This window comes from Candidatus Kurthia intestinigallinarum (genome assembly GCF_003991225.1).
GTDB lineage: Bacteria > Bacillota > Bacilli > Bacillales_A > Planococcaceae > Kurthia > Kurthia populi.
On sequence record NZ_JTFC01000006.1, the window covers coordinates 38,139 to 64,056 of the forward strand.

Sequence of the window (25,918 nt, forward strand, 5' to 3'; positions counted from 1 at the left end):
CGGCACCGCGCCACAGCGCGATTCCGGTTTTTTTATGCTTATAGGAGCGGTCGTTTTAAAGCCTCTTTTTTATTTTTCGATAAACACTTCATTTACTTTATTAAAGAGTACAAGCATCTTTCCTTTACTGTTAAATAGTAACCCCTCTGGCTCACGAGTTGTTTGAAGTGAAACGGTCTGCTGGTCGCTACCATCGTGTTTAAAGCTTGTATACTCACCATTTGAAAGGATATAGTAGCGGTCTTTTGTACGCTCAAAACCCTGGATTTCCTTTCCTTTTGTTGTACCAATTAAGCCGTCGACGCGTAGTTTTTCACGTGGATGACGAATTGTATACTTAAAGCTTTCACCGATATGTAATCGATTGAGTTCATAGCCCTCACCTAAGGCGTTAGAAGAAGTTGTTTTTGAGACGACAATAGCTGTTGTGTCGCTTTCCATCGCAAGTACATTTGGATGGATTTCAGCAGGAATCGTCCACTTTTTAATTACTTTTAACGTGTTCGCATCAATGCGCTGTAGTATATAATTTTTTGAGCCAACAACATCGACGATTTGATATAGATAGCCTTTATGATAATCCATTGCCTGCCCATGACCTACGCGTAATTTTTTACTAATCTTTACGAGCTTAAATTTCTTATTGTACTTATAAATATAGCCATAGGTCGTTTTATCACCTAATGCATACATTAAATAATAATTACCCTTTGCATCAATTGTCATTCCTTGAAGGGAGCGTTCTGTCCCGATTTTTTGGTTTACTTTATCTCGATATGGAAAAAAGAGCGTTGATACTTTTGTACCATTACTGAAAGTGAGCGTATTTTTCTGTTCTTTTGCGCTAGTAATAGGCATGTTAATGTTAAATATTGTGATAAATAACAATAGAATACTAATTAATAAATTAAAACGTGTAATAAATTTCATAAGAGCACCTCAATTATTATAGTTTTTTTGTCTCATCCATTATATAATATTTTATATAAAAAGTATCATTTTATGACCGTTATTTGTATATTTGCAGTAAAGAATTGTCTTTTGAAAAAGGGACGAGATAGCATGTTTTTAAGGAAATATAATTTGGTATGCGGGAGGAAAAAGTATGTTATTTAAATCAAAAAGTCCGAGTGAGCAGTATGAGTATTTCAATAAAGTGTCAGAATCAGACATTATTGTGAGTGAGCGTTTCCAGGGGAAGTTAGACTTTCTAGGTTTTAATAAAGTGCGCCGAGAGTATGTTCATGAATTGCTAGAGCTTTATTTGGAAAAAAACGTTGAACTATTAGACCAATTTTATGTTCATTTAATGTCGATTGATGATTTTAGAACGGTGATTGAAGAGCATTCTACTGTCGATCATTTGAAAAAAGTGTTCGATGCACATTTCCGTAGTCTCTTCGAGGAAGATTTAACATTAGACTATGTTTTCAAGCGTCGAAAAATTGCGTATACACATGCGCGCATTGGGGTATTACCGAACTGGATGATTTCAGCGTACACATTAATGAATCAACTAATTATTCCATTAATTACGGATAAATATAGCCGAAATCGTAAAAAGATGCTAGATGTTTTACTTGCGTACGATAGCTTAGTGACGATTGACCAACAAATCATTGTTGAGACATATATTGAAATTCAAGCAGGTTCGATTGTAAATGGCTTAGGAAATATTATTAAATATAATACGCAGCTTGACCAAATTAAAAACCTAATCCAGTTCCAAGATACGCAGCAGCAAGCAGTACTTGCGGCAAATGCTTCGATGGACCAGCTCGAGTCATCGATTGATGAAGTATCCATGTCCGTTGTTGATGTCGCAAAAGATACGCAAACATCACTGCAAAAATTAAACGCTGATATTTCAACGCTTGAAAACATTACGTCTTCGCTACAGACGACGGACCGAGAGCAGGTGAAGGTGCAAGAGCATGTTGGGGAGCTAGTAGAACGCGTAGAATCCGTTAATGAATTAATGCGCTTTATTCAAGGTATTGCGGAGCAAACAAATTTATTAGCATTGAATGCCTCGATTGAAGCGGCACGTGCAGGGGAAGCAGGGAAAGGCTTTGCGGTTGTAGCAGAAGAGGTGCGTAAGCTTGCTGACAATACAAAGCAATCCATTCAGCAAATTCAAGGCGATATTAATCATTTATTATTAATTACGACAAATATTAATGATTTAACGAAAAAATCGGCTCATGATTTACATGAAACAGTAAATGATACATCGAGCATTACAAAAGCACTTGTTGAATTAAATACAACGCTGCAGCAGCAAGGTTCAAGCTTTGAAACGATTGCATCGACAACACAGCAACAAGCACAGGCGGCACAGACGATTACAGCAAGCAATCGCGATATTGCGCGTAGCACCGAAGAAAGTAAAGAAATTGTCAATCAAACAGGGGATGCCATTTATAAGCTAAGTAAGATGATTGACACATATCGTGTTGATACGATTTCGAAAAACTTTATTATTAGCCAGGAAGATATTATTGAGCTTGCGATTACAGATCATTTATTATGGAGATGGCGTATTTATAACTTGTTGCTTGGTTTTGAGACAATGAAGGAATCTGAAATTCAATCAACGCGTGAAACACGTCTTGGCGATTGGTATTACGGTCAAGGACGAGACATCTTAGGTGATCATGCGGCATTTAAGGCGCTTGAGAAACCATTTACACGTGTGCATGAGGTGGCGAAGCTTGCGGTGCGCGCTTATTATAATGGCGATAAATTAAAAGCAGAGAGCTATTTAAAAGAAGTAGAACAAAATTCTACTGAAGTTATTGAGAACTTAAATATTTTACGTAATGAAATTGTATCGCGTAAAAAGCCATTTGAGAGATAACTAAAAATATTATAGATAAATGCGTAACTATAAAAGATGGGCATGGATAGCATGCCCATCTTTTGTATTGTTTTTCCAATAAAAGCATTCTAAAATAGAGTTGGGTATGGAACTTAAACAATAAGTAATCGTCCTATTTTCTGACGAGTGCGATAAAAGATTTTAAATAAAACAGGCGTTTTGTGGTTAATTTATTTGGAAAATGGGAATAAAAATAACAGGAACATTAACTGTTTTAAGGGGAAATTATAATGAAAAAAACATTACAAGACCAAGAATGTAATAAAAATCACTTAGTCGATCATTTATTAGATTTAGGTATTTTTAAAATTAATGGTAAACAATTATATCAAGCTACATTACAAGAATTAATTCAAGCGTATCAGCAGTATACGATAAAGCCCGTTCATGCATAATATAACGGTTTAATAAAAAGCAGGAAGTGTGAAACAATCGCACTTCCTGCTTTTTTGTTGAAATGCTTAAAAGAGAAAGCAGTATATCAAAACCTTATTTTTTTGTATAATAGAAAGATATGTAGAAAGTACGAACATAGAAGGAGACAAATATGTCAGTAATTAATTTATTAAATGAAGATTTACAATCAAAGTGGAAGTTTAATGTGGCGACGCCGATTCAGGATCAAATGATTCCGGCAATGTTAAATGGGGATGATGTAGTAGCAGAATCACCAACAGGAACAGGGAAAACATTAGCGTATTTATTACCGATTTTAGAGCGTGTGGATGGTACGAAAAAAAATACACAAGCATTAATCGTTGCTCCGTCACAAGAGCTTTGTATGCAAATTACCGAAGTAGCACGTCAATGGATTGCCGGTACAGATATTACTGTTGTCCCATTGATTGGTGGCGCAAATACACAACGTCAAATTGAAAAATTAAAGAAAAAACCGACGATTGCGATTGGGACACCAGGTCGCTTAAATGAATTAGTGCGTGCGAAAAAATTAAAATTACACGAACTACATCACATCGTTCTTGATGAAGGGGACCAATTATTAGGCCGTGAATCACGTGTTATCGTAAAACAGTTTATTGATGGGGCCAATCATGACCGTCAAGTAGTCGTTGTCTCTGCAACAATTACCGATGAAATTAAATTAGTAGCAGAGCAATTAATGAAAACGCCAAAACGCTTCAAAGTAAGCTTAGAAGACATGCCAGACCAAGGTATTGTGACGCATTCATTTATTAAAATGCAAGAACGTGAAAAAACAGATATGCTGCGCCGTCTATCAAACCAAGAAGGCCTACGTGCGATAGCTTTTGTTAATAATTTAGATCAATTATTAATGAAAGAAACGAAGTTACATTACCGCCAAGCACCAATCGTGACACTTCATGCAGATATGAAAAAAGAAGAGCGCAAAAGAGCACTTGATGCATTCCGTAAAGGTGAGGCACGCGTGCTAATCGCGACAGATGTTGCAGCGCGTGGATTAGATGTAGAAGGCTTAACGCATGTTATTCATGTGGATGTACCGGTTTCACAAGAGCAATACACACACCGTTCAGGTCGTACAGGTCGTGCAGGAAAAAGCGGTGAAGTGCTAACATTATTAGTAGGTCCTTCTGAAAAACAATATAAACAAATCACCCGTTCATTAGATGAAAAACCGACTGAAAAGATTTGGGATAAAGGCGGTCTCGTAAAAGGGAAAGGTTTTTATTCAGCTGGTCCTGCGAAAAAAGGCAGAAACTCTGACAATTCTAAAAAGAAAGACTATAATAAGCAGTATGATAACCGTTCAGAACGTAAATATGACGATAAACCGTACAAAAAACGTTATGACGGTGACACTACTCGTAAGGACGAAGGCAAACGCCCATTCGAAAAGTATGATGAAAATTCATATAAAAAAAATGATGAAGGTAAACGCTCATATAAAAAGAACGGCGAAGAAAATCGCTCATTCAAAAAGTATGATAACGAAGGTACTCGTAGCGGCTCATACAAAAAGAATGATGGCAGCAAACGTCCATATAAAAAACGCTAAGGGGTCGATTAATGATGACATTCGAAGAAAAATTAGCTCAATTTGCTGAGCTTGCTGTAAAAGTAGGGACAAACATTCAGCAAGGTCAAACGCTTTTAATTAACACAACCGTGGATACAATCGAGTTTACTCGTTTAGTTGTGAAAGAAGCATATAAAGCTGGCGCAGCACGCGTAACCGTGAACTACTCAGATGATGTAGTCGCACGACAATTATTTGAAAATGCATCAGTAGAAGAGTTTGAAAAATTCCCTCGTTGGATTACAGAGCAACGTGATGAGTTGATTGAACGTGGTGGCGCACTTCTTTGGATTGATGCAGCAGATCCAGACTTAATGGCTGGCATCCCTGTTGAAAAAATTTCAGCAAACCAAAAAGCGTCAGGTAAAGCATTAGAAAACTATCGTGATGCTGTAATGAATGATAAAATCGCATGGTCAATCATTGCGATTCCGTCGAAAAAATGGGCAGCGAAAGTATTCCCTGAATTACCTGAAGAAGAACAAGTTCCTGCAATGTGGGAAGCAATCTTCAAAACGGTACGTATCGGTGAAGGTAGCGCCGTTGAAAACTGGCAAGCTCACTTGAAAAACTTACATGTGCGCGGTGATTTAATGAATGAAAAGCATTTTGCTAAATTACATTACACAGCGCCAGGTACGGATTTAATTGTTGGCTTACCAGACAAACACATTTGGGCAACTGGCTCTAGTAAAACACCACAAGGCACTGAATTCGTGGCAAATATGCCAACAGAGGAAGTCTTTACATTGCCATCTAAATACGATGTAAACGGCTATGTGTCATCAACAAAACCACTTGTCTATCAAGGGAATATTATCGACAACTTCAAATTAACTTTTGAAAATGGCGTGATTGTGAAAGCAGAGGCACAGCAAGGTGAGGAATTATTAAATGAGTTGATTAAAGCGGATGAAGGCTCTAAATACATTGGTGAAATCGCACTTGTACCACATGAATCACCAATTTCAGCATCTGGCTTACTTTATTACAACACATTATTTGATGAAAATGCATCCAATCATATCGCAATTGGTGCAGCATATCCAACTTGTTATGAGGGCGGTAGCGAGCTATCTGAAGAGGAAATGGATAAAGCAGGCATCAATGTTTCAATTACACATGAAGACTTTATGGTCGGTAGTGCGGAAATGGACATCGATGGCATCCATGCAGACGGGACAGTAGAAGCTGTATTCCGTAAAGGTGCTTGGGCATTTTAATAAAAAGAAAATAGACTTTGACATACATCTAAAAATAACCGCTCCTATGAGCGTAAGAAAAACCGGAACCGCGCTATGGCGCTGTTCCGGTTTTTCGTTGGGAGCATGACGTGTTTTGTCCCAGTCTCTTTTTAAATGTTCTTAACGGCGATTTGTAGATTGTGACGCTTTTTTATTATTTAACACTTTTTTCACGATTGGATAAACGACAGGTGCTAATTTAATAGCTGTGCTAATTACTTTTTTTAAGTTCATTATGCATAACCTCACTTTTTAGTAGTTAGTATAGTATTACCGTTGTTGAATTTCTTTAAACGTACAGTACTTTAATTGCTTGTACAATATTGTGAATAAACGGTTCATCTTATTTACGGAAGCGCGTGTGAAAAGTTTCAAAAAGGTTGAAAGCTTGAGCATTTTTCCGTACAATAGGGTTGTTCAATAAACGAGATGTAACAACCACAAGGGGAGCTATTAAAATAGCTGAGAGTGAAGTGCGACTTCTAACCCTTAGAACCTGTAAGTTAATGCTTGCGAAGGAATGTGGATAGACAGCTGACGCTATGCGATGTCAGGGATCTTTCCCTGGCATCGCTTTTTTCATATCTATCTAATCCCACTGGTTTGATTTGTACATCAACATTGGAGGTTGAAGGGATTGAACAGTAAAAATTTATTAATGATGGTCGAAATCGCCATTTTTGCGGCCATCGGTATTATTTTAGATAAGCTGACATTTAGCTTATGGCCACAGGGCGGCTCGATTAGTCTTGTGATGGTGCCAATCGTCATTATGGCGTTTCGCTGGGGCACAGTGGCAGGGCTTGTGACGGGCTTATTAATCGGTACGATGAATGCGATGTTTGGCGGCTTTATTTTAACACCGCTACAAGGCTTTATTGATTACTTCTTTGCGTTTACTGTAGTAGGACTTGCAGGGCTTTTACGTCCACTTGTTATACGTGCACAAACAGCGAGTGAGAAAGCTTTGTACATTACAATTGGGACGATTATCGGCGGTTTAATTCGCTATGTAGCTCATGCAACAGCTGGCTATGTATTCTTCTCTGAATATGCGGGTGACCAAAATCCACTAATTTATACGATTGTCTATAATGGTTCGTACATGGTGCCAGCCATTATTTTAACGGCAGCGATTGTTAGTCTACTCATGACAAAGGCACCGAAACTATTGGAGCCTAAAAAACGATAAAGAAACGAAGGAACTGAATTAATTCAGTTCCTTTTTCGTCATGAAAAAAGTGTGATATAGTAGAAGAAGATTCAATATAAAGGAGATCTTGAACGATGATTGTGAAAACGCAAGAAGAATTTGATGCGTTAATGAAAGCAGGCCGTGCAATGGCTGAAATTCGTGACGCCCTTAAAAATGCGACAAAACCTGGTGTGACAACAAAAGAATTAGATGAATTAGCTGGTAAATTATTCGAAGAAAAAGGTGCTGTATCAGGCCCTAAAGCAGAATATGACTTCCCAGGTTATACATGTATTAGTGTAAATGAATGTGTTGCCCATGGTATTCCGGACAACCGTAAACTACAAGAAGGCGATATGATTAACATTGATGTATCAGGTCATGTAGACGGTTTCTATGCAGATACAGGTGTATCATTTGTTGTAGGCGATGTTGAAAAACCAGAACTTCAAATCCTTTGCGATGTGGCTCAAAGCTCATTTGACCGCGCAATGGCAAAAATTAAACCAGGTGCGCGCTTGAACCAAATCGGTAAAGCTGTAGAACGTGAAGCACATGATAAAGGTTTAAAAGTAATCATGAACTTAACAGGCCATGGTGTAGGTCATTCATTACATGAAGAACCTCAATACGTTTTAAACTACTATGATGCATGGGATGCAACAATGATGAAAGAAGGCATGGTTTTCGCTGTAGAACCATTCATTTCTCAAGCTGCTGAAAACATCGTAGAGGGCACAGATGGCTGGGCATTCTTAACACCAGATAAATCATTTGTTGCACAATTAGAACATACAGTTATCGTAACGAAAAATGGTCCTGTATTAACAACAAAAATCGATTAATTTCAATAAAAAAAGACTGTAGCGGAAGCGTTTCTTCTGTTACAGTCTTTTTTTATTTGCGTTAGATGGCAAACGTTTGCGTATGAAAATGATCCCAACAATCAAGACGCCGCTTAAAAATAATGCAGCTGTTGTGACAAGCAATTCATTGAAATTATTAGCAATGGCTACGCCAATTAAAAACCAAATGAATACAGCGGGAAAGGCGGCGTCATAAAGATGGAAGCGGATTGCGAGTGCAAGTGCGGCTGCACACGTTAACAATACAACAGCCCATAGCTGACGACTAAGGCCAAAATCAATGAGGTTATTCGAAATAAACAGGAAGCCGATAGTTAAAAAAGTGAGGAATGCTATAGCAGCAAATGCAATTGAAATTGGCAGGCGTCCACTCATTTTATTCTCTGTTAACGGGTAGGTTAAATACAGTATGAATAAGCAGATAGAGATCACAGCTAGTGCCGCAAGTGCAAGAATAAATTGCTCATAGTGCCATAAATTAATCCAAACGATAAATACAATCGAGCTTATCGCAAATAAAATGGCTTGCGTGAGTGTTAGTGCAGAAGCTGTATGGCGCTTTTGCCATTGCGCAAAAACCCAATAAGCGAGTAATATCAAAGCGCCTGGGAATAGCCAATAAACGTATAGAGCTGGAAACATTAATATTTTATAACTGTAGGCCAGTTCAAGTGCCGTATGATTGTTGAGTGGTAGTGCATAAGCAGATAAGCTGGCGATAAATAAAGCGATGAACGCCAACAGAACAATTAAAAATCTGCCCAATGATAACCCCTCCTAAAAATAAAGATATACGTATTAGTATACCTCATGAATCGCGTGCAACAATTTTCATTTCTGTGAACATTCTTCGAACATACGCATATATTGCGCTTTAGCACTACATAGCTGTAAAATATATGTAATCTTTTACTAAAGGGAGCGATGAAGTTGGTACAAAAAATTGACAAGCTAGATTTATCGAAAAAGTTGAGTGACCAAATTTCGTATAAAAAGGAATTAAAGAAGCTACAATATGAAATGTTGAACATTCAACAGTTTTTATTTAAGCATGATATTGGCTTAATTTTAGGCTTTGAAGGAATGGATGCAGCTGGTAAAGGTGGCGCCATCAAACGACTAACAGAGCGTCTTGACCCACGTGGTTATATCGTACATCCGATTGCTGCACCAACACCAGAGGAATTGAAATACAATCATTTACAACGTTTTTGGAATCGACTACCTGCAAGAGGTCAAATCGGTATTTTTGACCGCACATGGTATGGTCGTGTGCTCGTTGAACGTATTGAGGGCTTTGCGAAGAAAAAAGAATGGAAACGTGCCTACGAAGAATTAAATCATTTTGAAAAAGTGCTAACAGATGATAATTATATTGTGTTAAAATTTTGGGTGCAGATTTCAGAGGAAGAGCAACTTCAACGTTTTAAAGACCGTAAAGAAGATCCGTATAAGCAATGGAAATTAACAGATGAGGATTGGCGCAATCGTGAAAAATGGCCTTTATACGTAGAAGCTGCTGATGAAATGTTTGAAAAAACGGATAAAAAGAATGCACCGTGGGTATTAGTAGAGGGTAATGATAAAAAATACGCGCGTATTGAAGTGTTGAAACAAGTTATTAAACATGTCACAGCAGAATGTGAAAAACGTGGTCTCACAATCACAGACCCTGCAGAGGCAGTTTCAAAAGAAGTTTAACCTGACACGCCGTAGATAAAGAGAAGGTGTAGCGATGGTCGTTTTAAACGGAGAACAATGTTTTTTACGGACGTTACAAGAAGAGGATGTTCGTCAGATGACGGAACTTGTACGCCGCAATAAAGTGTATTGGTCTATTTATGAGCCGAGGCATCCTTCGGAGTATTACACGGAGAAAATTCAATTGCGTAAAATTCAAGAATCCATTCGTCAAATGCAGATGCGTAGAGAATTTAGTTTTGGTATTTTTTTACGCGGTTCGCAGGAGCTCATTGGTCATATTTCGATTTATGCTATTAAACGCTTGCCTTTCTCGAGTGCGTTTGTTGGGTATTCATTGGATGAGGCCCAGACGGGAAAAGGGATTGCGACAGAGGCACTGGAGCTTATTTGTCGCTTTGCGTTTGAGGATATTGGGATTCACCGTTTAGAAGCTTATGTATCACCGAAAAATGTCGGCTCTGTGCGTGTGCTAGAAAAGGCAAAATTTGACCAAGAGGGCCTCTTGAAGCAACTGCTATATGTGAATGGAGAGTGGGAAGACCATTATATGTACGCATTACTTGAAGACGTTTATTGAAAGGGTAAGGCCACCTTTAGACGCTGGTGGAAACGCTATAAAGCGCTGTTGAATCAATAAAAGAAGAGACTGGTACAAAACACGTCATGTTCCTTTTTTAGCGTTCATAACAAAAAACCGGAACCGCACTTTGGCGCGATTCCGGTTTTTCTTATGTTCATATGAGAGGTTGTTTTTACACGTATGTCAAAGCCTCTTTTTAGTTGAGTCTAACTCAATCAAAAATTTAAATTAGTCTGTGTAACCACTTGTTACTAAATCAAGTTTTCCTGTTTCAGGATCAATTACTAAGCCATGTACAGGAATTTCTTTTGATACTAATGGGTGGTTACGGATAACGTCTACACTATGTTCAACGTTTTTCGTTACATCGCCAAAGCCTTTTAGCCATTGGTTTAAGTCAACGCCAGAATATTGAACGTTTTTAATTGTTTCTGCGCTGATGCCACGTTGTTTCATATTTTCTAGGACAACTGCTGGATCTACGGCACTCATACCGCAGTCATAGTGACCAACAACGAAGATTTCATCTGCTTGTAGAGCATAGATTGCAACAAGAAGACTACGCATGATACCACCGAATGGGTGACTCACTGTTGCGCCAGCACTTTTAACCATTTTTACATCCCCATTATGAATGTTCATTGCTTTTGGTAAAAGTTCTACAAGGCGCGTATCCATACACGTTAAGATTACATAGTGCTTGTCTGGATATTTGCTTGTGATGTAAGGTTCATATTCTTTTTCTTCTACGAACGTACCGTTAAAATCTAAAATATCATCTAATACTGCCATTATGATATTTCCCCCTTTATGTCAGAAAAAATCTGAATTTGTGTTAGTACACATTTTTTATTGTATCGAAAATTAGTATAAAAATATATTACTTTGACACAAATTAGACAATAATGGCGTTGGACTATAAAATTTTGTGTATTTATCAGAAAGTTTGAAAAATAAAGTGCTATATAACAGAAATAAAAAAACATGCTTCGGCATGTTTTTTTTGCTGGACTATTTGATTTTTGATTTTGATACTAAATCAAGTGAGTCGATTGAGCGACCTGTACCGATGGCAACAGATTCAAGTGGAGACGGGGCAAGATGAACAGGAACTAATAATACTTCACGTAACCATTCTGTCATGCCTTTAAGTAATGAACCGCCACCTGTAAGAACAACGCCTTCCTCGACAATGTCCCCGGCTAGTTCTGGTGGACAGTTTTCAAGAGAGCGACGAATCATTTCTAAAATAGAAAGCATTGATTCTTTTAAGCATTCTTGAATTTCAGTAGAAGTGATTGTCACTGCTTGTGGTAAGCCACGTACGATATCGCGACCACTAACAGTCATTTCTTCTTCTGTGTGCTCAACTGGCGCATAGCCAATCTCTTTTTTTAGACGCTCTGCAGTCGGAATACCGATAAGAACGCTATATTTTTGACGTATATAGTGAACGATTTCTTCATTAAAGCGGTCGCCACCAATTTTTAATGTATTGGATGTCACGATACCACCAAATGAAATGATGCCAACTTCTGTTGTGCCACCGCCGATATCGACGATTACACTAGCAATTGGTTCTTGAATAGGTAAATCTGCACCGATAGCCGCTGCGACAGGCTCGTCAATTAAAAAGACGTCCTTTGCACCGCATTGTGTTGCAGCATCTTTAATCGCTAGGCGCTCTACAGATGTTGCTCCAGATGGCGCACAAATTACGACATTTGGTTTGCGAAATGATGTGCCGTTTTTAATTGCACGATCTAGAACTGTTTTTAACATGGCTACAGTCATATCAAAATCTGCAATGACGCCATCGCGTAGTGGACGAGATACCACGATTGCAGGTGGCGTTTTGCCAATCATTGCTTGGGCTTCTGTGCCAATCGCAATAACTTCTTTCGTGTTTTTATTCATTGCTATAACTGAAGGCTCATTAATAATGATGCCGTTGTTTTTTGTGTAAACGAGTGTGTTTGCTGTACCTAAATCGATGCCGATTGCTGTGCTAGAAAACATGTTTAAACCCCTCCTAAGGCAATACAAATCCATTGTAGATTAAAGTATAAAGCATAACCAGATATTTTTGTATACGCCAATCCTCATAGAACGGATTTTACTAGGTCGAAAATATCTTTTAAATCCCTTTAAATGGGTCTATTTCATACTATTAATCCTTTTAAAATAATGAATGATACTAAAATGTAATACAAACTTAAAAAAGGTCATATTGATTCAAAAAGACTAAAAAAACAGCAAACGCAACTATCCGCGTTTGCTGTTTTGAAGTTTATTCCTTATTAAAAGGCCCAGTTACCCTTACGGAAAACAGGCTCTGTTGTGCCATCTTCTAGTACACCATCGATATCCATATCTGCACAGCCAATCATAAAGTCTACATGCACAAGACTACGATTTAAGCCGTTTGCTTTTAATTCTTCTTGTGACATCGTTGTTCCACCTTCGATACAAAATGCATATGCGCTACCAATCGCAATATGGTTTGATGCATTTTCGTCGAATAATGTGTTGTAAAAAAGAATGCCTGAATTTGAAATAGGTGAATCATGTGGCACTAATGCAACCTCACCTAAATAATGTGAGCCTTCATCTGTAGCAACTAAATTTTTCAAAATGTCTTCGCCTTCTTCAGCTTTTACATCGACGATACGACCATTTTCAAAGGTTACTGTAAAGTTATCGATTAAGTTACCGCTATAGTTAAGTGGCTTTTTCGATGTTACATAGCCATTAACACCATCCCATTGTGGTGCTGTAAATACTTCTTCTGTTGGGATATTGGCCATGAAGTCAAAGCCTTTTTCATTTACGGCACCACCGCCACTCCATACATGTGTTTTTGGAAGCTCGATTGTTAAGTCTGTACCGGGTGCTGTATAGTGTAATGCTTTGTAGTGCTTATCATTTAAAAATGCTACTTTTTCAGATAATGTCGCATCATGCTGTTTCCATGCAGCAACAGGATCTTGTAAGTCTGCTCGTGTTGCTTTAAACATCGCATCCCATAATGCATTCACTTGTTCATCTTCGGGTAGGTCAGGGAATACTTTTGCTGCCCATGCGTCAGTTGGCGCTGCCATGACCGTCCAGCTGATTTTGTTTGCTTGTGAATATTCACGGTATTTACTTAATGCTTGGCCCATCGCTTTATTAGCGCGAGCTACGTAGTCCGGATTGACCCCTTTTAGTAAGTCAGGGCTTTGTGATTTTACGGTAATGAAGGCCGCGCCGTGGTCTGCTAGCCATTCTTTTTCTGCTGCTTGCCATTCCGGGAAGAAATCAAACGAATCTTCTGGTGCATAGTCGTAGCGCATACGTGTAAGTGCATCATCATAATAGTTAACGAAAACATTTTTTGCGCCGACCTCATATGCTTTTTTTGTTAGTGCACGAGCAAGTGGTACATTTTCTACGGAGATATTTAAAAATAAATATTGATTTTTCTGTAAATTTGCGCCGATTTTAATGCCTAATTCAGCATAATTTTCAAGTTTTTGTCGAAAATCGTTCATGCAAAATCATCCTCTTCATATATAATTGAGTTACAGTTTCATTGTAACAATTTCGGATAGCGAATTAAAGAATCTTTGTCTTCTTTGTCGCTTTATGTAAAATAAAGTAATAATATTGGGTATAAAGATAAATTTAATATTTCGAATGTGAAACTTTCTTAATATCTATCATTAGCTACCGAAATAAACAAAAGAACGAGAACTTGGAGGTACGGATATGGACATATCATCAGTATTTGGGATTGTACTCGGCTTTGTTGCTTTACTTGTCGGTATGACAATGAAGGGTGTAACACCGGATGCGTTATTAAACCCAGCAGCAATTTTAATCATCATCTTAGGAACAATTGCTACAGTTGTCATTGCATTCCCAGGAAATGAATTAAAACGAATTCCGAAACTATTAAAAATTATTTTCACAAATAATAAATTAGCAAATGATGTAGAGCTAATTAAAATGTTTTCTAGTTGGGCAGACTTAGCACGTCGCGAAGGGTTACTAGCACTTGAAAGTAAAACAAATGAAATTGATGATCCATTTTTGAAAAATGGCTTAACATTAGCAATTGATGGTCAAAATGCAGATTACATTCGCGATGTGTTAACGGAAGAAGTAGAAGCAATGGAAGAGCGTCACCACGCTGGAGCACATATTTTCACGCAAGCTGGTACATATGCGCCGACTCTAGGGGTACTTGGAGCCGTTGTCGGATTAATTGCTGCACTGAAAGATATGACCGATATTGAAAAGCTAGGTCATGCCATTTCGGCGGCGTTTATTGCTACATTACTTGGTATTTTTACAGGTTATGTACTATGGCACCCATTTGCGAATAAATTAAAACGTAAATCTGCTATAGAAGCAAAACAAAAAAATATGATGATTGAAGGAATTCTGTCAGTGCTAGAAGGGGAGGCTCCTCGCGTCATTGAACAAAAATTAGCATCATTCTTAACGAAAGATGAGCGTGCTAAAATTATGAATGAAAGCGAGGCGGGTGGCCTTGGCAAAGAAGACTAAGAAGAAAAAAGAAGAGGAAGAAATTCCAGAAGCATGGCTCTTGCCATATTCGGATTTATTAACGCTATTATTAGCACTTTTTATCGTATTGTTTGCGATGAGTTCAGTCGATGCACAAAAGATGGCCGCATTATCGCAAGTCTTTAATGAAGTATTTGATGGTGGACAAGGCGTGATGGATAATCCTTCTCCTACCGAACCAATGACTACAAAGACAACCGAAGTAACAGAGCAAGTACAAGCTTATATGAAAGATCAGGCGGAGTTGAGTAATATTCAAGATGATGTCGAGAACTATATAGCTGTCAACGAGCTCGAAAATCAGTTTTCAACGGAAATGACCGATGATGGCTTACTCATTACAATTCGTGATAGCGTACTGTTTGAATCAGGAGCTGCTGAAATCGGCGACAAAAATCTTAAGGTTGCAAAGGATTTATCGAAACTGTTAATTTTCGATAAGCAACGTCCGGTGATGGTAACGGGTTATACCGATAATATACCAGCACAGGGTGGTAAGTATGATAGCAACTGGGAGCTAAGCGTTATGCGTGCAGTTAATTTCTTAAGTGTATTAATTAATACGAATGATAAACTAGATCCGAAATATTTTAGTGCCAAAGGATATGGCGAAAACAATCCAATTGCTTCAAATAAAACGGAAGCAGGGCGCGAGAAAAATCGTCGTGTAGAAGTGTTAATTCAACCGTTAGTTGAAAAAGATGGTACAAAAAAAGAAGTAAATATTGAAGCAGACGCAACAAAATAAGCGACATAAAAAAAGGAACCGCCTTGGCGATTCCTTTTTTTATGTTATTTAAACGTAATAGGCGCAAGCTGTGCGAGTACATCTTCTTTTGATGTATCAATTTGTAATAACGTTGCTGCGCCGTAGCTTCCTTCGACAAGAGGGGCATCGATAATTGTAATTTCCTTTGTCGTCATTTCATCGGCCATGTCTAAGTTCATTTTTGCGCTGCCTAAGTCATAAAATGCAAGCAATTCATCCGCAGCATTGGCTTCAATAGCGGCTAAAATATCTTCAAAGTTTGTGCCAATACCATCTGCTGTACCACCAGCAAATGTCACAGGTACATCAGGTGCGACCTGGGCGATAATTTTCGGAACACCGCGTGCAACGTCGGCACTATGTGAGACAATAATTAATCCAATCATTCCACCACGTCCTTTAGTAGAGCTTCAAATAATAATTTTGACGAGGCCGCGCCAGGATCAATTTCACCAATTGAGCGCTCACCAACGAATGAGGCACGCCCTTTTGTAGCCTGCATGTTTGTTGTCGCATTAAAGGCTTCTGCGAGCTGCTGTGCATCAAATTTTTCTGAAAGTGGTATCCACACATCCAGCATCGTTTTTTCACCTGCCACAGCTTTACCGCGTTTTTGAATACCCGCAACACCCGCTTTAATTAGCGGCTGTACATCAAACTCTGTCGCATCACCAGCTGCCTTCGCCATTTCCATAAAGGCTGTGCCATAAAGCGGACCAGATGCGCCTCCAACGGTACTAATCCATTTCATTGCTGCTGTCTTAAATGCCTCACCAAGCGTTTTAGGAGGTGTATCAAGTAACGCATTTTTCAACTGTTCTGCACCACGGGCCATATTATTACCATGGTCCCCGTCCCCGATAATGCGGTCATATTCACTCAGTGCCGCTTTGTGTTCGATAAGGGCATCACAAAAATCATTTAGCCACGCGACGGTACGATCTACTGTTAACATAAAACTCCTCCTTACCATGCAGGTGCATCAGTGTGTTGATTTAAGTAATCCAGCCACTGTGCATCTGCTAGTTCAAATAATGTAAGTGACATGCCAGCCATATCAATAGCCGTCATATAATTGCCAAGTTTTTTATAGACCACTTCATAACCACGTTCTTCTAGTAACGTTAGTACGTCATTTGCGAAAATATATTGCTCCATTAGTGGTGTAGCACCCATGCCATTAAATAAGACGGCAACTTTTTTCGATGACCATGATGTTTCTTCTTCTAATTTATCTAGGAGTTCCACAGCAATTTCACGAGATGATTTTAATTCCTCGCGGCGATATCCTGGCTCGCCATGAATACCGATGCCAAACTCCATTTCTGTCGCACTCAATTCAAATCCTGGCTTGCCAACTTCAGGTACTGTCGCTGGAGAAATCGCAAAGCCAACAGAGGCTAGATGTGTCACAACATTGTCAGCGAGTGCTTTAATGTCGGTAAGACGAGCACCATTTTTTGCTGCTGCACCGAGCACCTTATGCATGAATAATGTACCGGCAACGCCGCGGCGTCCCTCTGTAAAGCTACTATCAAATACAGCGACATCATCATTTACAATCACAAAATCAACGTCAATGCCTTCCATTTCGGCTAAATCCTTCGCCATTTCAAAATTCATACAGTCACCACTGTAGTTTTTAATGACAAGAAAAACACCGGCGCCTGTGTGTACAGCTTTAATTGCGGCTAAAATCTGATCTGGTGTCGGCGATGTGAATACTTGTCCACAAACCGCTGCATCTAGTAAGCCATCACCAACAAACCCTGCGTGTGCCGGCTCATGTCCACTACCACCGCCGGAAATAATCGCGACTTTACCATCCTGTGGCGTACGACGTGCAATGACGTGTGTGTCTTTAAGTAGTTGCACATCCTCATGAATTTGCACAAAGCCTGCTAACATTTCTGTTACGACATCACTTGGGTTATTCAAAATCTTTTTCATCATCTAACCTCCTAGAATTTGTCTTATCTTTATAGTATGCGCTTGCACGCTTTGATGCAAAAAATAGCCATACAAAAAAGAGACAGCCCAATTTGGGCTGTCTCTTTTTTGACATATAGTGAACGATTATTTACGAAGTGAGCCTAGTTCAGATACGATGGCGTGCATTTCGCTTAAGCTGAATGAGTCACGTTTCATAACTAGATTGTATAAATCTAATAAATCCTCGTAGTTTGATTGGTCAAAGCTTTCAGGACGCATTGCATCGGCATTTACCATACGTAATTTGTCTTTTAATGCATCAATAATATGATGGATATTTTCCACTGATGGTTCGTTTAAATTCACTCGAATCTCATCCTTTCATTTTAGCTATATGTATCATTTCACGCTCGAAAAAGAATGTCAACGTCTTAACGCAAATCTTTCTTGCGTGAAATATGACTTTCAGAGGACAGAGCAAGCGTTTTATTGGTAAAGTAGAAGGGTAAACTACTACATAGTAGAATATTTTGGAAAAGTTTGGAGGAAGCAATTATGGCGAACAAATTTGTAGCAGGTATTGCATTAGGAGCAGTAGCAGGAGCAGTAATCAGCTTACTGGACCGTCAAACACGACAAGAAACTACACAAAAGCTGAAAAGTGCTTCAGCAACTATTCAACATTACGCTGCTAACCGTGATGAACTGAAAGACAATCTTTTAGCGAAGGTGGATGCTGTGCAAACAGTGTACAACCGCATTGCAGAAGATAAAGATTACTACTTAGAAAAAATCGAAGAAGTGAAGGCGCTGACGCCACAAGTAAAAGCGTTTGTTTCGGACACGAAAGAAGCTTTTGCTGAAGAGGCACCAACGGTCACTTCAGATGACACAGCGAAATAATGTAGCGAATAATGCGATTCACCTGTCATTCTGAATAGAAGGAGGAGTGCCGGTGGGGAAGAAAAAGAAAAACGTGAAAAAGCGTAAAGGACCATCATCTGAAGTATTCGATAAAGTAAAAATGCTGCAAATTGAAAAAAAACATCTACAAGATGTGCATAAGCCTCAATACGACCTAACCACATGGAAAGGATTTATACAGGGCTTTATTCAAAAAGTCACGCAAGCCGATTTATCTGGCATGGGTGCGCAGCTCGCATACTTCTTCTTATTATCGCTTTTTCCATTATTGATTTTCGTCATGACACTTGTGCCGTTTTTAAATTTACCACAAGAGCAAGTGTATACGATGATGAAAGAGTTATTACCAGAGCAAGTGTATTCGCTCATTGGTGATACATTAAAAGATGTACTTGAAAACCGTAATGGTGGCTTATTATCAGTCGGTATTTTAGCGACATTATGGTCTGCTTCAAACGGTGTGAATGCATTAATTAAATCATTGAATCAATCTTATGGTAAGGCAGAAACACGACCATTTATCATCGCTCGTTCGATGTCGGTTGTGTTTACACTCGTACTTATTCTATTAGTCGTTGTTGCGTTAATTTTACCAGTGTTTGGTTCACAAATCGGTCATTTCCTAGCAAATACAATCGGCCTTGGTGAACAGTTCGGCGCTATCTTTGATAAGTTCCGTATTTTACTACCACCACTTGTCATTTTCTGTGGTCTTGTATTTATGTATTGGTTAGGACCGAATGTGAAGATGTACTTACGTAGTGCTATTCCAGGAGCTATCGTTTCGACGGTTTGCTGGTTAGTCATTTCATATGTCTTCTCAATTTATATTAATAACTTCTCAAACTATTCTGCAACGTATGGCAGTATCGGGGGGATTATTATCCTCATGTTATGGCTCTATATCACCGGCATGGTCCTCATGATTGGTGGCCTTGTGAATGCGATTATGCAGGAGCGAAAAGAGCAGATTGATACGCGTCGACGTCGATTATCCGCGCAATAAATAAAAAACAAAAACACCTTCAAAGCTTGCATGCTTTGAAGGTGTTTTTTGTATGAGGAGAAAGGCGGTTGAACCTTCTCTTTTATTACAAGCGTAGCATACGTAAGCCGTTTAAAATAACGAGAATCGTACTACCTTCATGCCCGATAACACCGAGTGGAAGGTCCACTACTTGTAGGAAGTTTGAGGCGATCAATAGCATGATCACACTGATAGCAAAAATAATATTTTGCTTCACAATACGCTGCATTTTACGTGCTACTTTCACCGCATATGAAATTTTTGATAAATCATTTTTCATTAGGACAACATCAGCTGTTTCAAGTGCGACGTCTGTCCCTTCACCCATTGCAATCCCTGTTGTCGCAGTCGCAAGGGCAGGGGCATCATTAATGCCATCGCCGACCATACCGACAAATTTATATTTCGACATTAATTCTTTAATATGCGCAACTTTTGTTTCTGGTAAGCATTCGGCAATATAGCTTTCAACGCCAGCCTCTTTTGCGATGGCTTTTGCTGTTTTTTCATTATCACCAGTTAGCATAATCGTATGAATGCCAAGTTCTTTCAACTGAGCAATGGCTTGTTTTGCCTCTTCACGAACCGTATCCTTCATCGCTGCCATCGCGACGATTCCTTGCGCATCTGCCATGAAGATGACGGTTTTACCTTCCTCAGCGAGTAGTGGAGCGGCCCCGTTCGCGAATTGCATCGCCGCCTCACGTCCAACAAAATCCATTTTCCCTACTTTATAAAAGACATCATCAATCGTCGCTTCAAGACCATAGCCAGGAATATCTTTAATTGTGGCATTAGCAAACGATACGTCCTGTTGTTTCGCATAGGCTGTAATCGCTACAGCTAATGGGTGATTAGAGTTATATTCAATACCTGCAAGCATACTAAGCGTTTGTTTTTCATCTAGACCGTCACGCACGATAAAGTCCGTCACGACGGGTTTCCCTTGTGTTAATGTACCGGTTTTATCAAATGCGACTGCTTGTAAAACACTTAAATGTTCAATGTGTAAGCCACCTTTGAATAGAACCCCGTTACGTGCGCCATTTGAAATGGCTGATAAGGTTGCTGGCATAATTGCTGCAACAAGAGCACAAGGAGAAGCAACAACAAGTAACACCATTGCACGGTAGAATGTTGTAGTCCAGTCCCAACCTAATACGAAATGAGGGACGAATAACATTAAGCCAACTGCGATTAATACGACTTTTACATACGTACCTTCAAAGCGCTCGATAAATTGTTGAGATGGTGATTTTTCACTTTGTGCAGATTGTACAAGGTCGATAATCTTTTGGAATAATGACTCAGAGCTTGGCTTTGTCATCGTCATTTTCACAGCACCGGTCATATTGACAGTCCCGGCGAATACGTCGTCGCCTGCAAATTTAGAAACGGGGATAGATTCACCTGTAATCGCTGCTTCATCAATAGAAGTCGCGCCGTCTGCGATGACACCATCTGTTGGAATACGCTCACCCGGTTTGATCATCACAACATCGCCAACTTGTAATGTGTCAACTTTCACGCGTTCGAGTGAACCATCTGCTAGCACTAACCAAGCCTCTTCCGGCTGCATATCCATTAATGCAGAAATTTCTTTATGGGATTTATTCATCGCATACGTTTCAAGTGCGCCACTCAATGCGAAGATGAAAATTAAAATGGCGCCCTCTGTCCAGTAACCAATTACCGCAGAGCCAATCGCCGCAAGAATCATAAGGAATTCAACATTCAGTTCCTTATTGGCAATCGTTTCTTCGACGCCTTCTTTTGCTTTTGCAAAGCCACCAATTAAGAAGGCTAGTAAGTAAAGGACAATGCCGACGCTCGTCATTTCATCGCGTGTTGTAAACCAAGCAATGGCAATGAGGATACCTGCTACAACGGCAGCAATTAATTCGATATGTTCCTTTAATTTCTCAATTAAATGATTATTATTCTCATTTGTAGTATTCATATACATTCCTCCTGATAATGAAAATCGCTATCAATTAAACTATATAAACCTTTTATTATAGAAGTTTTATTCGTTTTTTAAATTCCTTATTTAGAATCATTCTAAAGTTAAAATTAGTATAACATAGAGGAGGGTACTTTGGAAGTGCGTTTACTTAAATTTTCATAAAAAATGATAGGAATTGTGAACGTTGCAATTGGTTATCATTTACAATAAAAAAGAAGCTAGTAGAAGAGAATTCTACTAGCTTCTTATGATTAAATCGGGATTAAAATACTTTTTCAGCGTATTGTGCTAATTTTTCAACAGATGATTTTTGAACATCTGCATGTAATGAATTACCGTGAGAATCCATTGTTACAACGGCTGTAAAATCTTCGACACCTAAGTGCCACATTGCTTCAGGAATACCAAATTCCATTAAGTCTACGCCATCAACTGATTTGATACAGTCAGCATAGTACTGTGCCGCACCACCGATAGCATTTAAGTAAACGCCACCATGTTCTTCAAGTGCTTTTAATGTTTTCGGACCCATACCGCCTTTACCGATAACAGCGCGGATACCGAATTTTTTCATGATATCGCCTTGGTAAGGTTCTTCACGAATTGATGTTGTTGGACCAGCTGCTTTTACTGTCCAGTTTTCATTCTCATCTTTCGCCATTACAGGACCACAGTGATAAATAATTTGGCCATTTAAATCAACAGGCGCGTCGTGGCTCATTAAGTGATGATGGATTGCATCACGACCTGTATACATACGGCCGCTAATTTTCACGACATCACCAACTTGAAGTGAACGAATTTTTTCTTCTGTAATTGGGGCTACAAGCTCAACCATTTTATTGTCTGGCTTGTCATTTGATTTCGCTGCAGCTGCTGCTTCTGCGAAGTCGATTTTTTCGCCTTCTTGGTAGTGCCAGTTTAAGATTTCGCCAGTTTCAGGGCTGATGTCGATTGCCATGCGGCGGAAAGCCCAACAGTTGTAAGCGACAGATACGTAGAATGACGCTGGAATACGGTGCATGACGCCAATTTTACAACCAAGTAATGTCGCCTCACCGCCGAAGCCCATAGTACCGATACCAAGTGTATTGGCTTTTTCTACGATATAATCTTCTAATTTTGCTAAGTCCTCATTTGCATTCGTATCATCTAAAGAACGGAATAATTGCTCCTTCGCAAGATCATAACCAGAAGCGCGGTCGCCACCGATACCTACACCGATGAAACCAGCAGAACAGCCTTGGCCTTGTGCTTGGTATACAGAATGAAGAATACATTTACGGATACCATCTAGGTCACGACCAGCGCGGCCTAAACCTTCAAGTTCGCATGGTAGGCTATATTGAATGTTTTTGTTTTCACAGCCGCCACCTTTAAGGATAAGCTTCATTTCAATATAATCTTTTTCCCATTGTTCAAACTTCACGACAGGTAACCCTTCGCCTAGGTTATCGCCTGAGTTTTTACCAGTTAAAGAATCTACTGCGTTTGGACGTAATTTTGCATCGCCCGTCGTACGTGCAATCGCATCTTTAATGATTTTTTTGATCTCGATTTGGTTCACGCCAACAGGAGTTTTTACTTTAAATGTTGGTAAACCAGTATCTTGGCAAATTGGTGACACATTGTCATCCGCCATAAAGATGTTATTCGCGATTGTGTCTAAGCTCATCGCTGCACGCGTACCTGCGTTTTCCGCTTCTTTTGCACGCTTTACAGCACGGCGTACATCCTTCGGTAAGTTTGTTGACGTCTCTGTAATTAAGTCATAGACGCTTTGTTCTAACGTTTCTAAGTTCATTAGAAATCCCCCTCAAAAATAAAGTGACATAGTCTCCTTCATTATATAGGACAAAGTAGAAAGATAGAATAGCGATACAGAAAATAATGTACCTAAACAGAAAGAGGACGTAAATAATTTCTCATATAAAAAAAGAGCCACTTATAATAAGTGACTCTAATCGTGACTAGCGGGATTTAAATTGCTTTACTTTTTCCTCTAAATCATCAACCATCGAAATTAAACGATCGATATCTTCTAATTCCGTTGTTTCAGGTTCAATTGAATCTAACACTTCGACAAACATTTGTAAACGACCTTTCAAGTACTGTACTTGCTGATCTTTATTTGAGATTGGTTTCATTCGGCACCTCCGTTAGTTAGCCTTAGCATAACGGAAAAAGAGGGAGAATTCAATGTCGAACAAATGAACGTAGGACAAAATGAGGATTTTAATAATCTGACTATTTGAAATGTTTACAAAATTAATATCTTGTGGTATTATTCTTTTAACGATTAAGGGAAGGAGGATACAGACGATAGTAAATCTGATAAATGGATGCCCTTTTCTAGGTGACACCGCGTAGAATTGTAAGACCTGAACAAGGAAACCTCTTCCAAGTATCCAATAACCGTTCAATTAGCACACTACGTGATGACACAGCTAAATTATAGGGCGCTCAGTATTGATAATCGTAAAATAAAGGAGGTACATTAAACCCCGTTGTCGGTAAAACACTTATCTTCCTATCCATTTGCCGGGAACTACGTTTAATAACAAATGAATATGATAAAAAGTTAACAAGACTCAGAACTCCTACGTTGTAGATGTATCTGAGTCTTTTTCTATGCCTTAAATTTTGTTATAGTAGGTTGAATTCATATTTTGAAAGGGGAACAACCTCGTGCAACAAGATACATATGCAAAAAGACGTTTTTGGGTGCTCGTTGCCATCGTGTCGATCTCAGGCTTTTCACAAGGCATGTTGCTCCCGCTTATTTCCGTTATTTTTGAACGAGACGGCGTATCTTCATCACTTAATGGCTTAAATGCGACAGGCTTATATTTAGGGACCTTACTGATTTCGCCCTTCATCGAAAAACCTTTGCGTAAATTTGGCTACAAACCTGTTATTTTAACGGGTGGCGCTATTGTACTCATCTCGCTAATGCTATTCCCATTATGGAAGAGCTTATTATTTTGGTTTATTTTACGCCTCTTCATCGGTGTCGGGGACAATGCGCTTCACTTTGCATCACAAACGTGGATTACAAGTACCGCTCGTCCCGAAACGCTTGGTAAAAGCATTGCGATTTATGGCTTATCCTTCGGTGTTGGTTTTGCAATTGGACCGTTATTAGTGCCACTTGTTAATATTGCTGAGGCACTACCATTTATCGTGTCGACAGTACTTTGCCTCGTATCATGGGCGCTTGTGTTTACATTGAAAAATGATAAGCCAGAACCAATTGATGTAAAAAGTGCTAATTCAAATGTGTGGCATCGTTATAAAAAAACGCTGAGTTATGCATGGATTGCCTTTTTACCGCCGCTTGTTTATGGCTTTTTAGAATCATCGCTAAATGCCATTTTCCCAGTGTATGCACTACGTCGTGAATTTGATGTATCCGTGGTGTCGCTTATTTTATCCGCCTTTGCGATTGGCGGTATTATAACGCAGGTACCATTTGGAACACTTGGGGACCGTATTGGACGTTATAAAGTTATTACATTTGGGTTGCTTGGCGGCGGTACTATGTTTTTAATTGGAAGCTTTTTAGAATCCTACCAATGGTTCGTATTTGTCGCCTTCTTGCTTGCGGGCATGTGTTGCGGCTCGATGTTTTCATTAGGCATTTCGTTTATGACAGATTTAACGCCGAAGGAATTACTACCAACGGGTAATTTACTATGTAGTATTTTCTTTAGTGTTGGTAGTTTGACAGGTCCATTTTTAGGTGGCGCCTTTGTAGAGCATGCGACGATGAGCTATTTACTACTCGTAGCACTGCTATTATTTACTGTATTCGTTATTATTTCACTTGGTGGCCGTAAAAAAAGAATAAATAATCAAAAAGGATTTTGATACTATCAAAATTCTTTTTTTATATGGAGAAATAAAATAATAATTAAATCAGAAGAAATCGCTACAAGTACACAGCAAGTAAGCGAATCAATTGATCAAATTAGTAATGCTTCAGATAACACAACACAGCAAACACAACAAGTAGCAGGCCTTGCACAGGAACAGTACGCAGCAATTGAAGAAATGACAGCGGCAAGTGATTTCCTACGAGATTTATCTGAGCAATTAACGAGTCAAATTTCGCACTTCCGTTTAAATTAAATTAATAAAAGGCGCGCTGCCTTTTTGGATAAAATCATTTATTAGAAATCACGTATGAGCCCAAGGAGCGGCTTTTGGCTACGACATATTAAAAAATAAGTGTC

25 protein-coding genes, 1 pseudogene and 1 riboswitch are annotated in these 25,918 nt (G+C 39.0%); of the genes and pseudogenes, 13 read left to right on the top strand and 13 right to left on the bottom strand.

Going from position 1 to position 25,918, the window contains the following annotated elements; all coding sequences use genetic code 11:
* Nucleotides 1-69 precede the first annotated feature (69 nt).
* Entirely contained in the window at nt 70-930 is an 861-nt protein-coding gene (locus QI30_RS01355) for a YncE family protein (RefSeq protein ID WP_126989156.1), read from the bottom strand.
* Nucleotides 931-1,105: 175 nt separating this feature from the next.
* Between QI30_RS01355 and QI30_RS01360 the strand changes: the two genes are divergently transcribed.
* The 4 genes and pseudogenes from QI30_RS01360 to QI30_RS01375 all read left to right on the top strand — a co-directional run bounded on the left by QI30_RS01360 (nt 1,106) and on the right by QI30_RS01375 (nt 6,124).
* Nucleotides 1,106-2,860: a methyl-accepting chemotaxis protein gene (locus tag QI30_RS01360; protein ID WP_126989157.1), complete on the top strand. Its 1,755-nt coding sequence runs from the start codon at nt 1,106-1,108 to the stop codon at nt 2,858-2,860.
* Nucleotides 2,861-3,111: 251 nt separating this feature from the next.
* Nucleotides 3,112-3,276 carry a Fur-regulated basic protein FbpA gene (locus QI30_RS01365; protein ID WP_126989158.1) on the top strand — a complete coding sequence of 55 codons (165 nt, stop codon included), beginning with the start codon at nt 3,112-3,114 and terminating at the stop codon, nt 3,274-3,276.
* A gap of 152 nt (nt 3,277-3,428) precedes the next feature.
* Nucleotides 3,429-4,541 (top strand): annotated as a pseudogene (locus QI30_RS01370) (DEAD/DEAH box helicase); the annotation flags it as partial.
* A 353-nt stretch (nt 4,542-4,894) separates the two neighbouring features.
* Nucleotides 4,895-6,124 (top strand): aminopeptidase, encoded by a 1,230-nt coding sequence (locus tag QI30_RS01375; protein WP_126989193.1) that lies wholly within the window; start codon nt 4,895-4,897, stop codon nt 6,122-6,124.
* 141 nt (nt 6,125-6,265) lie between these two features.
* Here the strand turns inward: QI30_RS01375 and QI30_RS20880 are convergent, their stop codons facing one another.
* On the bottom strand, nt 6,266-6,379 hold the full coding sequence (locus QI30_RS20880) for a hypothetical protein (protein ID WP_233600500.1): 114 nt from the start codon (nt 6,377-6,379) through the stop codon (nt 6,266-6,268).
* A 199-nt stretch (nt 6,380-6,578) separates the two neighbouring features.
* Nucleotides 6,579-6,683, top strand: a riboswitch (TPP riboswitch).
* 99 nt (nt 6,684-6,782) lie between these two features.
* On the opposite strand from QI30_RS20880, the gene thiT reads away from it, so the two are divergent.
* Complete coding sequence (gene thiT, locus QI30_RS01380; RefSeq protein WP_126989160.1) at nt 6,783-7,337, top strand: energy-coupled thiamine transporter ThiT; 555 nt, start codon at nt 6,783-6,785, stop codon at nt 7,335-7,337.
* 95 nt (nt 7,338-7,432) lie between these two features.
* On the top strand, nt 7,433-8,185 hold the full coding sequence (gene map / locus QI30_RS01385; RefSeq protein ID WP_126989161.1) for a type I methionyl aminopeptidase: 753 nt from the start codon (nt 7,433-7,435) through the stop codon (nt 8,183-8,185).
* 39 nt (nt 8,186-8,224) lie between these two features.
* On the opposite strand, the gene QI30_RS01390 is transcribed toward map, so the two are convergent.
* Nucleotides 8,225-8,971, bottom strand: coding sequence for a tryptophan-rich sensory protein (locus QI30_RS01390; RefSeq protein ID WP_126989162.1), 747 nt, complete (start codon nt 8,969-8,971; stop codon nt 8,225-8,227).
* A 159-nt stretch (nt 8,972-9,130) separates the two neighbouring features.
* On the opposite strand from QI30_RS01390, the gene QI30_RS01395 reads away from it, so the two are divergent.
* Nucleotides 9,131-9,907: a polyphosphate kinase 2 family protein gene (locus tag QI30_RS01395; RefSeq protein ID WP_126989163.1), complete on the top strand. Its 777-nt coding sequence runs from the start codon at nt 9,131-9,133 to the stop codon at nt 9,905-9,907.
* 34 nt (nt 9,908-9,941) lie between these two features.
* Nucleotides 9,942-10,487: a GNAT family N-acetyltransferase gene (locus QI30_RS01400; protein ID WP_126989164.1), complete on the top strand. Its 546-nt coding sequence runs from the start codon at nt 9,942-9,944 to the stop codon at nt 10,485-10,487.
* A 231-nt stretch (nt 10,488-10,718) separates the two neighbouring features.
* Here QI30_RS01400 and QI30_RS01405 read toward each other — a convergent pair whose 3' ends face one another.
* The 3 genes from QI30_RS01405 to QI30_RS01415 form a co-directional block, all read right to left on the bottom strand.
* The gene (locus QI30_RS01405) at nt 10,719-11,282 is read right to left on the bottom strand and encodes a beta-class carbonic anhydrase (RefSeq protein ID WP_126989165.1); all 564 of its coding nucleotides are present in this window, start codon (nt 11,280-11,282) and stop codon (nt 10,719-10,721) included.
* Between the two features lie 219 nt (nt 11,283-11,501).
* Nucleotides 11,502-12,509, bottom strand: a complete 1,008-nt coding sequence (gene mreBH, locus QI30_RS01410; protein WP_126989166.1) for a rod-share determining protein MreBH — start codon at nt 12,507-12,509, stop codon at nt 11,502-11,504.
* Nucleotides 12,510-12,790: 281 nt separating this feature from the next.
* On the bottom strand, nt 12,791-14,023 hold the full coding sequence (locus QI30_RS01415) for an aminopeptidase (RefSeq protein WP_126989167.1): 1,233 nt from the start codon (nt 14,021-14,023) through the stop codon (nt 12,791-12,793).
* Nucleotides 14,024-14,240: 217 nt separating this feature from the next.
* Between QI30_RS01415 and motA the strand changes: the two genes are divergently transcribed.
* Complete coding sequence (motA, locus tag QI30_RS01420) at nt 14,241-15,044, top strand: flagellar motor stator protein MotA (RefSeq protein ID WP_126989168.1); 804 nt, start codon at nt 14,241-14,243, stop codon at nt 15,042-15,044.
* Complete coding sequence (motB, locus tag QI30_RS01425) at nt 15,028-15,813, top strand: flagellar motor protein MotB (RefSeq protein ID WP_126989169.1); 786 nt, start codon at nt 15,028-15,030, stop codon at nt 15,811-15,813. The genes motA and motB overlap by 17 nt, the downstream gene beginning before the upstream one ends.
* Nucleotides 15,814-15,857: 44 nt before the next feature.
* On the opposite strand, the gene dhaM is transcribed toward motB, so the two are convergent.
* The 4 genes from dhaM to QI30_RS01445 form a co-directional block, all read right to left on the bottom strand.
* Nucleotides 15,858-16,220 (bottom strand): dihydroxyacetone kinase phosphoryl donor subunit DhaM, encoded by a 363-nt coding sequence (gene dhaM, locus QI30_RS01430; protein WP_126989170.1) that lies wholly within the window; start codon nt 16,218-16,220, stop codon nt 15,858-15,860.
* Nucleotides 16,217-16,789 carry a dihydroxyacetone kinase subunit DhaL gene (gene dhaL, locus QI30_RS01435; RefSeq protein ID WP_126989171.1) on the bottom strand — a complete coding sequence of 191 codons (573 nt, stop codon included), beginning with the start codon at nt 16,787-16,789 and terminating at the stop codon, nt 16,217-16,219. Before dhaL ends, dhaM begins: the two co-directional genes overlap by 4 nt.
* An 11-nt stretch (nt 16,790-16,800) precedes the next feature.
* Nucleotides 16,801-17,784 carry a dihydroxyacetone kinase subunit DhaK gene (gene dhaK, locus QI30_RS01440; RefSeq protein ID WP_126989172.1) on the bottom strand — a complete coding sequence of 328 codons (984 nt, stop codon included), beginning with the start codon at nt 17,782-17,784 and terminating at the stop codon, nt 16,801-16,803.
* A gap of 126 nt (nt 17,785-17,910) precedes the next feature.
* Entirely contained in the window at nt 17,911-18,132 is a 222-nt protein-coding gene (locus tag QI30_RS01445) for a DUF1128 domain-containing protein (protein ID WP_126989173.1), read from the bottom strand.
* Nucleotides 18,133-18,321: 189 nt separating this feature from the next.
* Between QI30_RS01445 and QI30_RS01450 the strand changes: the two genes are divergently transcribed.
* Together QI30_RS01450 and QI30_RS01455 are read left to right on the top strand one after the other, a co-directional pair.
* Nucleotides 18,322-18,669 (top strand): YtxH domain-containing protein, encoded by a 348-nt coding sequence (locus QI30_RS01450; RefSeq protein ID WP_126989174.1) that lies wholly within the window; start codon nt 18,322-18,324, stop codon nt 18,667-18,669.
* Between the two features lie 52 nt (nt 18,670-18,721).
* Nucleotides 18,722-19,696, top strand: a complete 975-nt coding sequence (locus QI30_RS01455) for a YihY/virulence factor BrkB family protein (protein WP_126989175.1) — start codon at nt 18,722-18,724, stop codon at nt 19,694-19,696.
* A gap of 85 nt (nt 19,697-19,781) precedes the next feature.
* Here QI30_RS01455 and QI30_RS01460 read toward each other — a convergent pair whose 3' ends face one another.
* The 3 genes from QI30_RS01460 to QI30_RS20795 all read right to left on the bottom strand — a co-directional run bounded on the left by QI30_RS01460 (nt 19,782) and on the right by QI30_RS20795 (nt 23,830).
* Nucleotides 19,782-21,677, bottom strand: coding sequence for a heavy metal translocating P-type ATPase (locus tag QI30_RS01460; protein ID WP_126989176.1), 1,896 nt, complete (start codon nt 21,675-21,677; stop codon nt 19,782-19,784).
* Nucleotides 21,678-21,945: 268 nt separating this feature from the next.
* Nucleotides 21,946-23,487 carry a fumarate hydratase gene (locus QI30_RS01465; RefSeq protein WP_126989177.1) on the bottom strand — a complete coding sequence of 514 codons (1,542 nt, stop codon included), beginning with the start codon at nt 23,485-23,487 and terminating at the stop codon, nt 21,946-21,948.
* Nucleotides 23,488-23,653: 166 nt separating this feature from the next.
* Nucleotides 23,654-23,830, bottom strand: coding sequence for an SE1561 family protein (locus QI30_RS20795; RefSeq protein WP_186439695.1), 177 nt, complete (start codon nt 23,828-23,830; stop codon nt 23,654-23,656).
* Between the two features lie 541 nt (nt 23,831-24,371).
* Between QI30_RS20795 and QI30_RS01470 the strand changes: the two genes are divergently transcribed.
* The gene (locus tag QI30_RS01470; protein WP_126989178.1) at nt 24,372-25,553 is read left to right on the top strand and encodes an MFS transporter; all 1,182 of its coding nucleotides are present in this window, start codon (nt 24,372-24,374) and stop codon (nt 25,551-25,553) included.
* The last annotated feature ends 365 nt before the right edge of the window (nt 25,554-25,918 follow it).

Excerpts from the sequence above, each read along its gene's own strand:
- QI30_RS01355 (WP_126989156.1), bottom strand. The coding sequence starts at position 930 with ATGAAATTTATTACACGTTTTAATTTATTAATTAGTATTCTATTGTTA.
- QI30_RS01360 (WP_126989157.1), top strand. The coding sequence starts at position 1,106 with ATGTTATTTAAATCAAAAAGTCCGAGTGAGCAGTATGAGTATTTCAAT.
- QI30_RS01365 (WP_126989158.1), top strand. The coding sequence starts at position 3,112 with ATGAAAAAAACATTACAAGACCAAGAATGTAATAAAAATCACTTAGTC.
- QI30_RS01375 (WP_126989193.1), top strand. The coding sequence starts at position 4,895 with ATGACATTCGAAGAAAAATTAGCTCAATTTGCTGAGCTTGCTGTAAAA.
- QI30_RS20880 (WP_233600500.1), bottom strand. The coding sequence starts at position 6,379 with ATGAACTTAAAAAAAGTAATTAGCACAGCTATTAAATTAGCACCTGTC.
- map (WP_126989161.1), top strand. The coding sequence starts at position 7,433 with ATGATTGTGAAAACGCAAGAAGAATTTGATGCGTTAATGAAAGCAGGC.
- QI30_RS01395 (WP_126989163.1), top strand. The coding sequence starts at position 9,131 with ATGAAGTTGGTACAAAAAATTGACAAGCTAGATTTATCGAAAAAGTTG.
- QI30_RS01400 (WP_126989164.1), top strand. The coding sequence starts at position 9,942 with ATGGTCGTTTTAAACGGAGAACAATGTTTTTTACGGACGTTACAAGAA.
- QI30_RS01405 (WP_126989165.1), bottom strand. The coding sequence starts at position 11,282 with ATGGCAGTATTAGATGATATTTTAGATTTTAACGGTACGTTCGTAGAA.
- mreBH (WP_126989166.1), bottom strand. The coding sequence starts at position 12,509 with ATGTTTTCTAGCACAGCAATCGGCATCGATTTAGGTACAGCAAACACA.
- QI30_RS01415 (WP_126989167.1), bottom strand. The coding sequence starts at position 14,023 with ATGAACGATTTTCGACAAAAACTTGAAAATTATGCTGAATTAGGCATT.
- motA (WP_126989168.1), top strand. The coding sequence starts at position 14,241 with ATGGACATATCATCAGTATTTGGGATTGTACTCGGCTTTGTTGCTTTA.
- dhaM (WP_126989170.1), bottom strand. The coding sequence starts at position 16,220 with ATGATTGGATTAATTATTGTCTCACATAGTGCCGACGTTGCACGCGGT.
- dhaL (WP_126989171.1), bottom strand. The coding sequence starts at position 16,789 with ATGTTAACAGTAGATCGTACCGTCGCGTGGCTAAATGATTTTTGTGAT.
- dhaK (WP_126989172.1), bottom strand. The coding sequence starts at position 17,784 with ATGAAAAAGATTTTGAATAACCCAAGTGATGTCGTAACAGAAATGTTA.
- QI30_RS01450 (WP_126989174.1), top strand. The coding sequence starts at position 18,322 with ATGGCGAACAAATTTGTAGCAGGTATTGCATTAGGAGCAGTAGCAGGA.
- QI30_RS01460 (WP_126989176.1), bottom strand. The coding sequence starts at position 21,677 with ATGAATACTACAAATGAGAATAATAATCATTTAATTGAGAAATTAAAG.
- QI30_RS01465 (WP_126989177.1), bottom strand. The coding sequence starts at position 23,487 with ATGAACTTAGAAACGTTAGAACAAAGCGTCTATGACTTAATTACAGAG.
- QI30_RS20795 (WP_186439695.1), bottom strand. The coding sequence starts at position 23,830 with ATGAAACCAATCTCAAATAAAGATCAGCAAGTACAGTACTTGAAAGGT.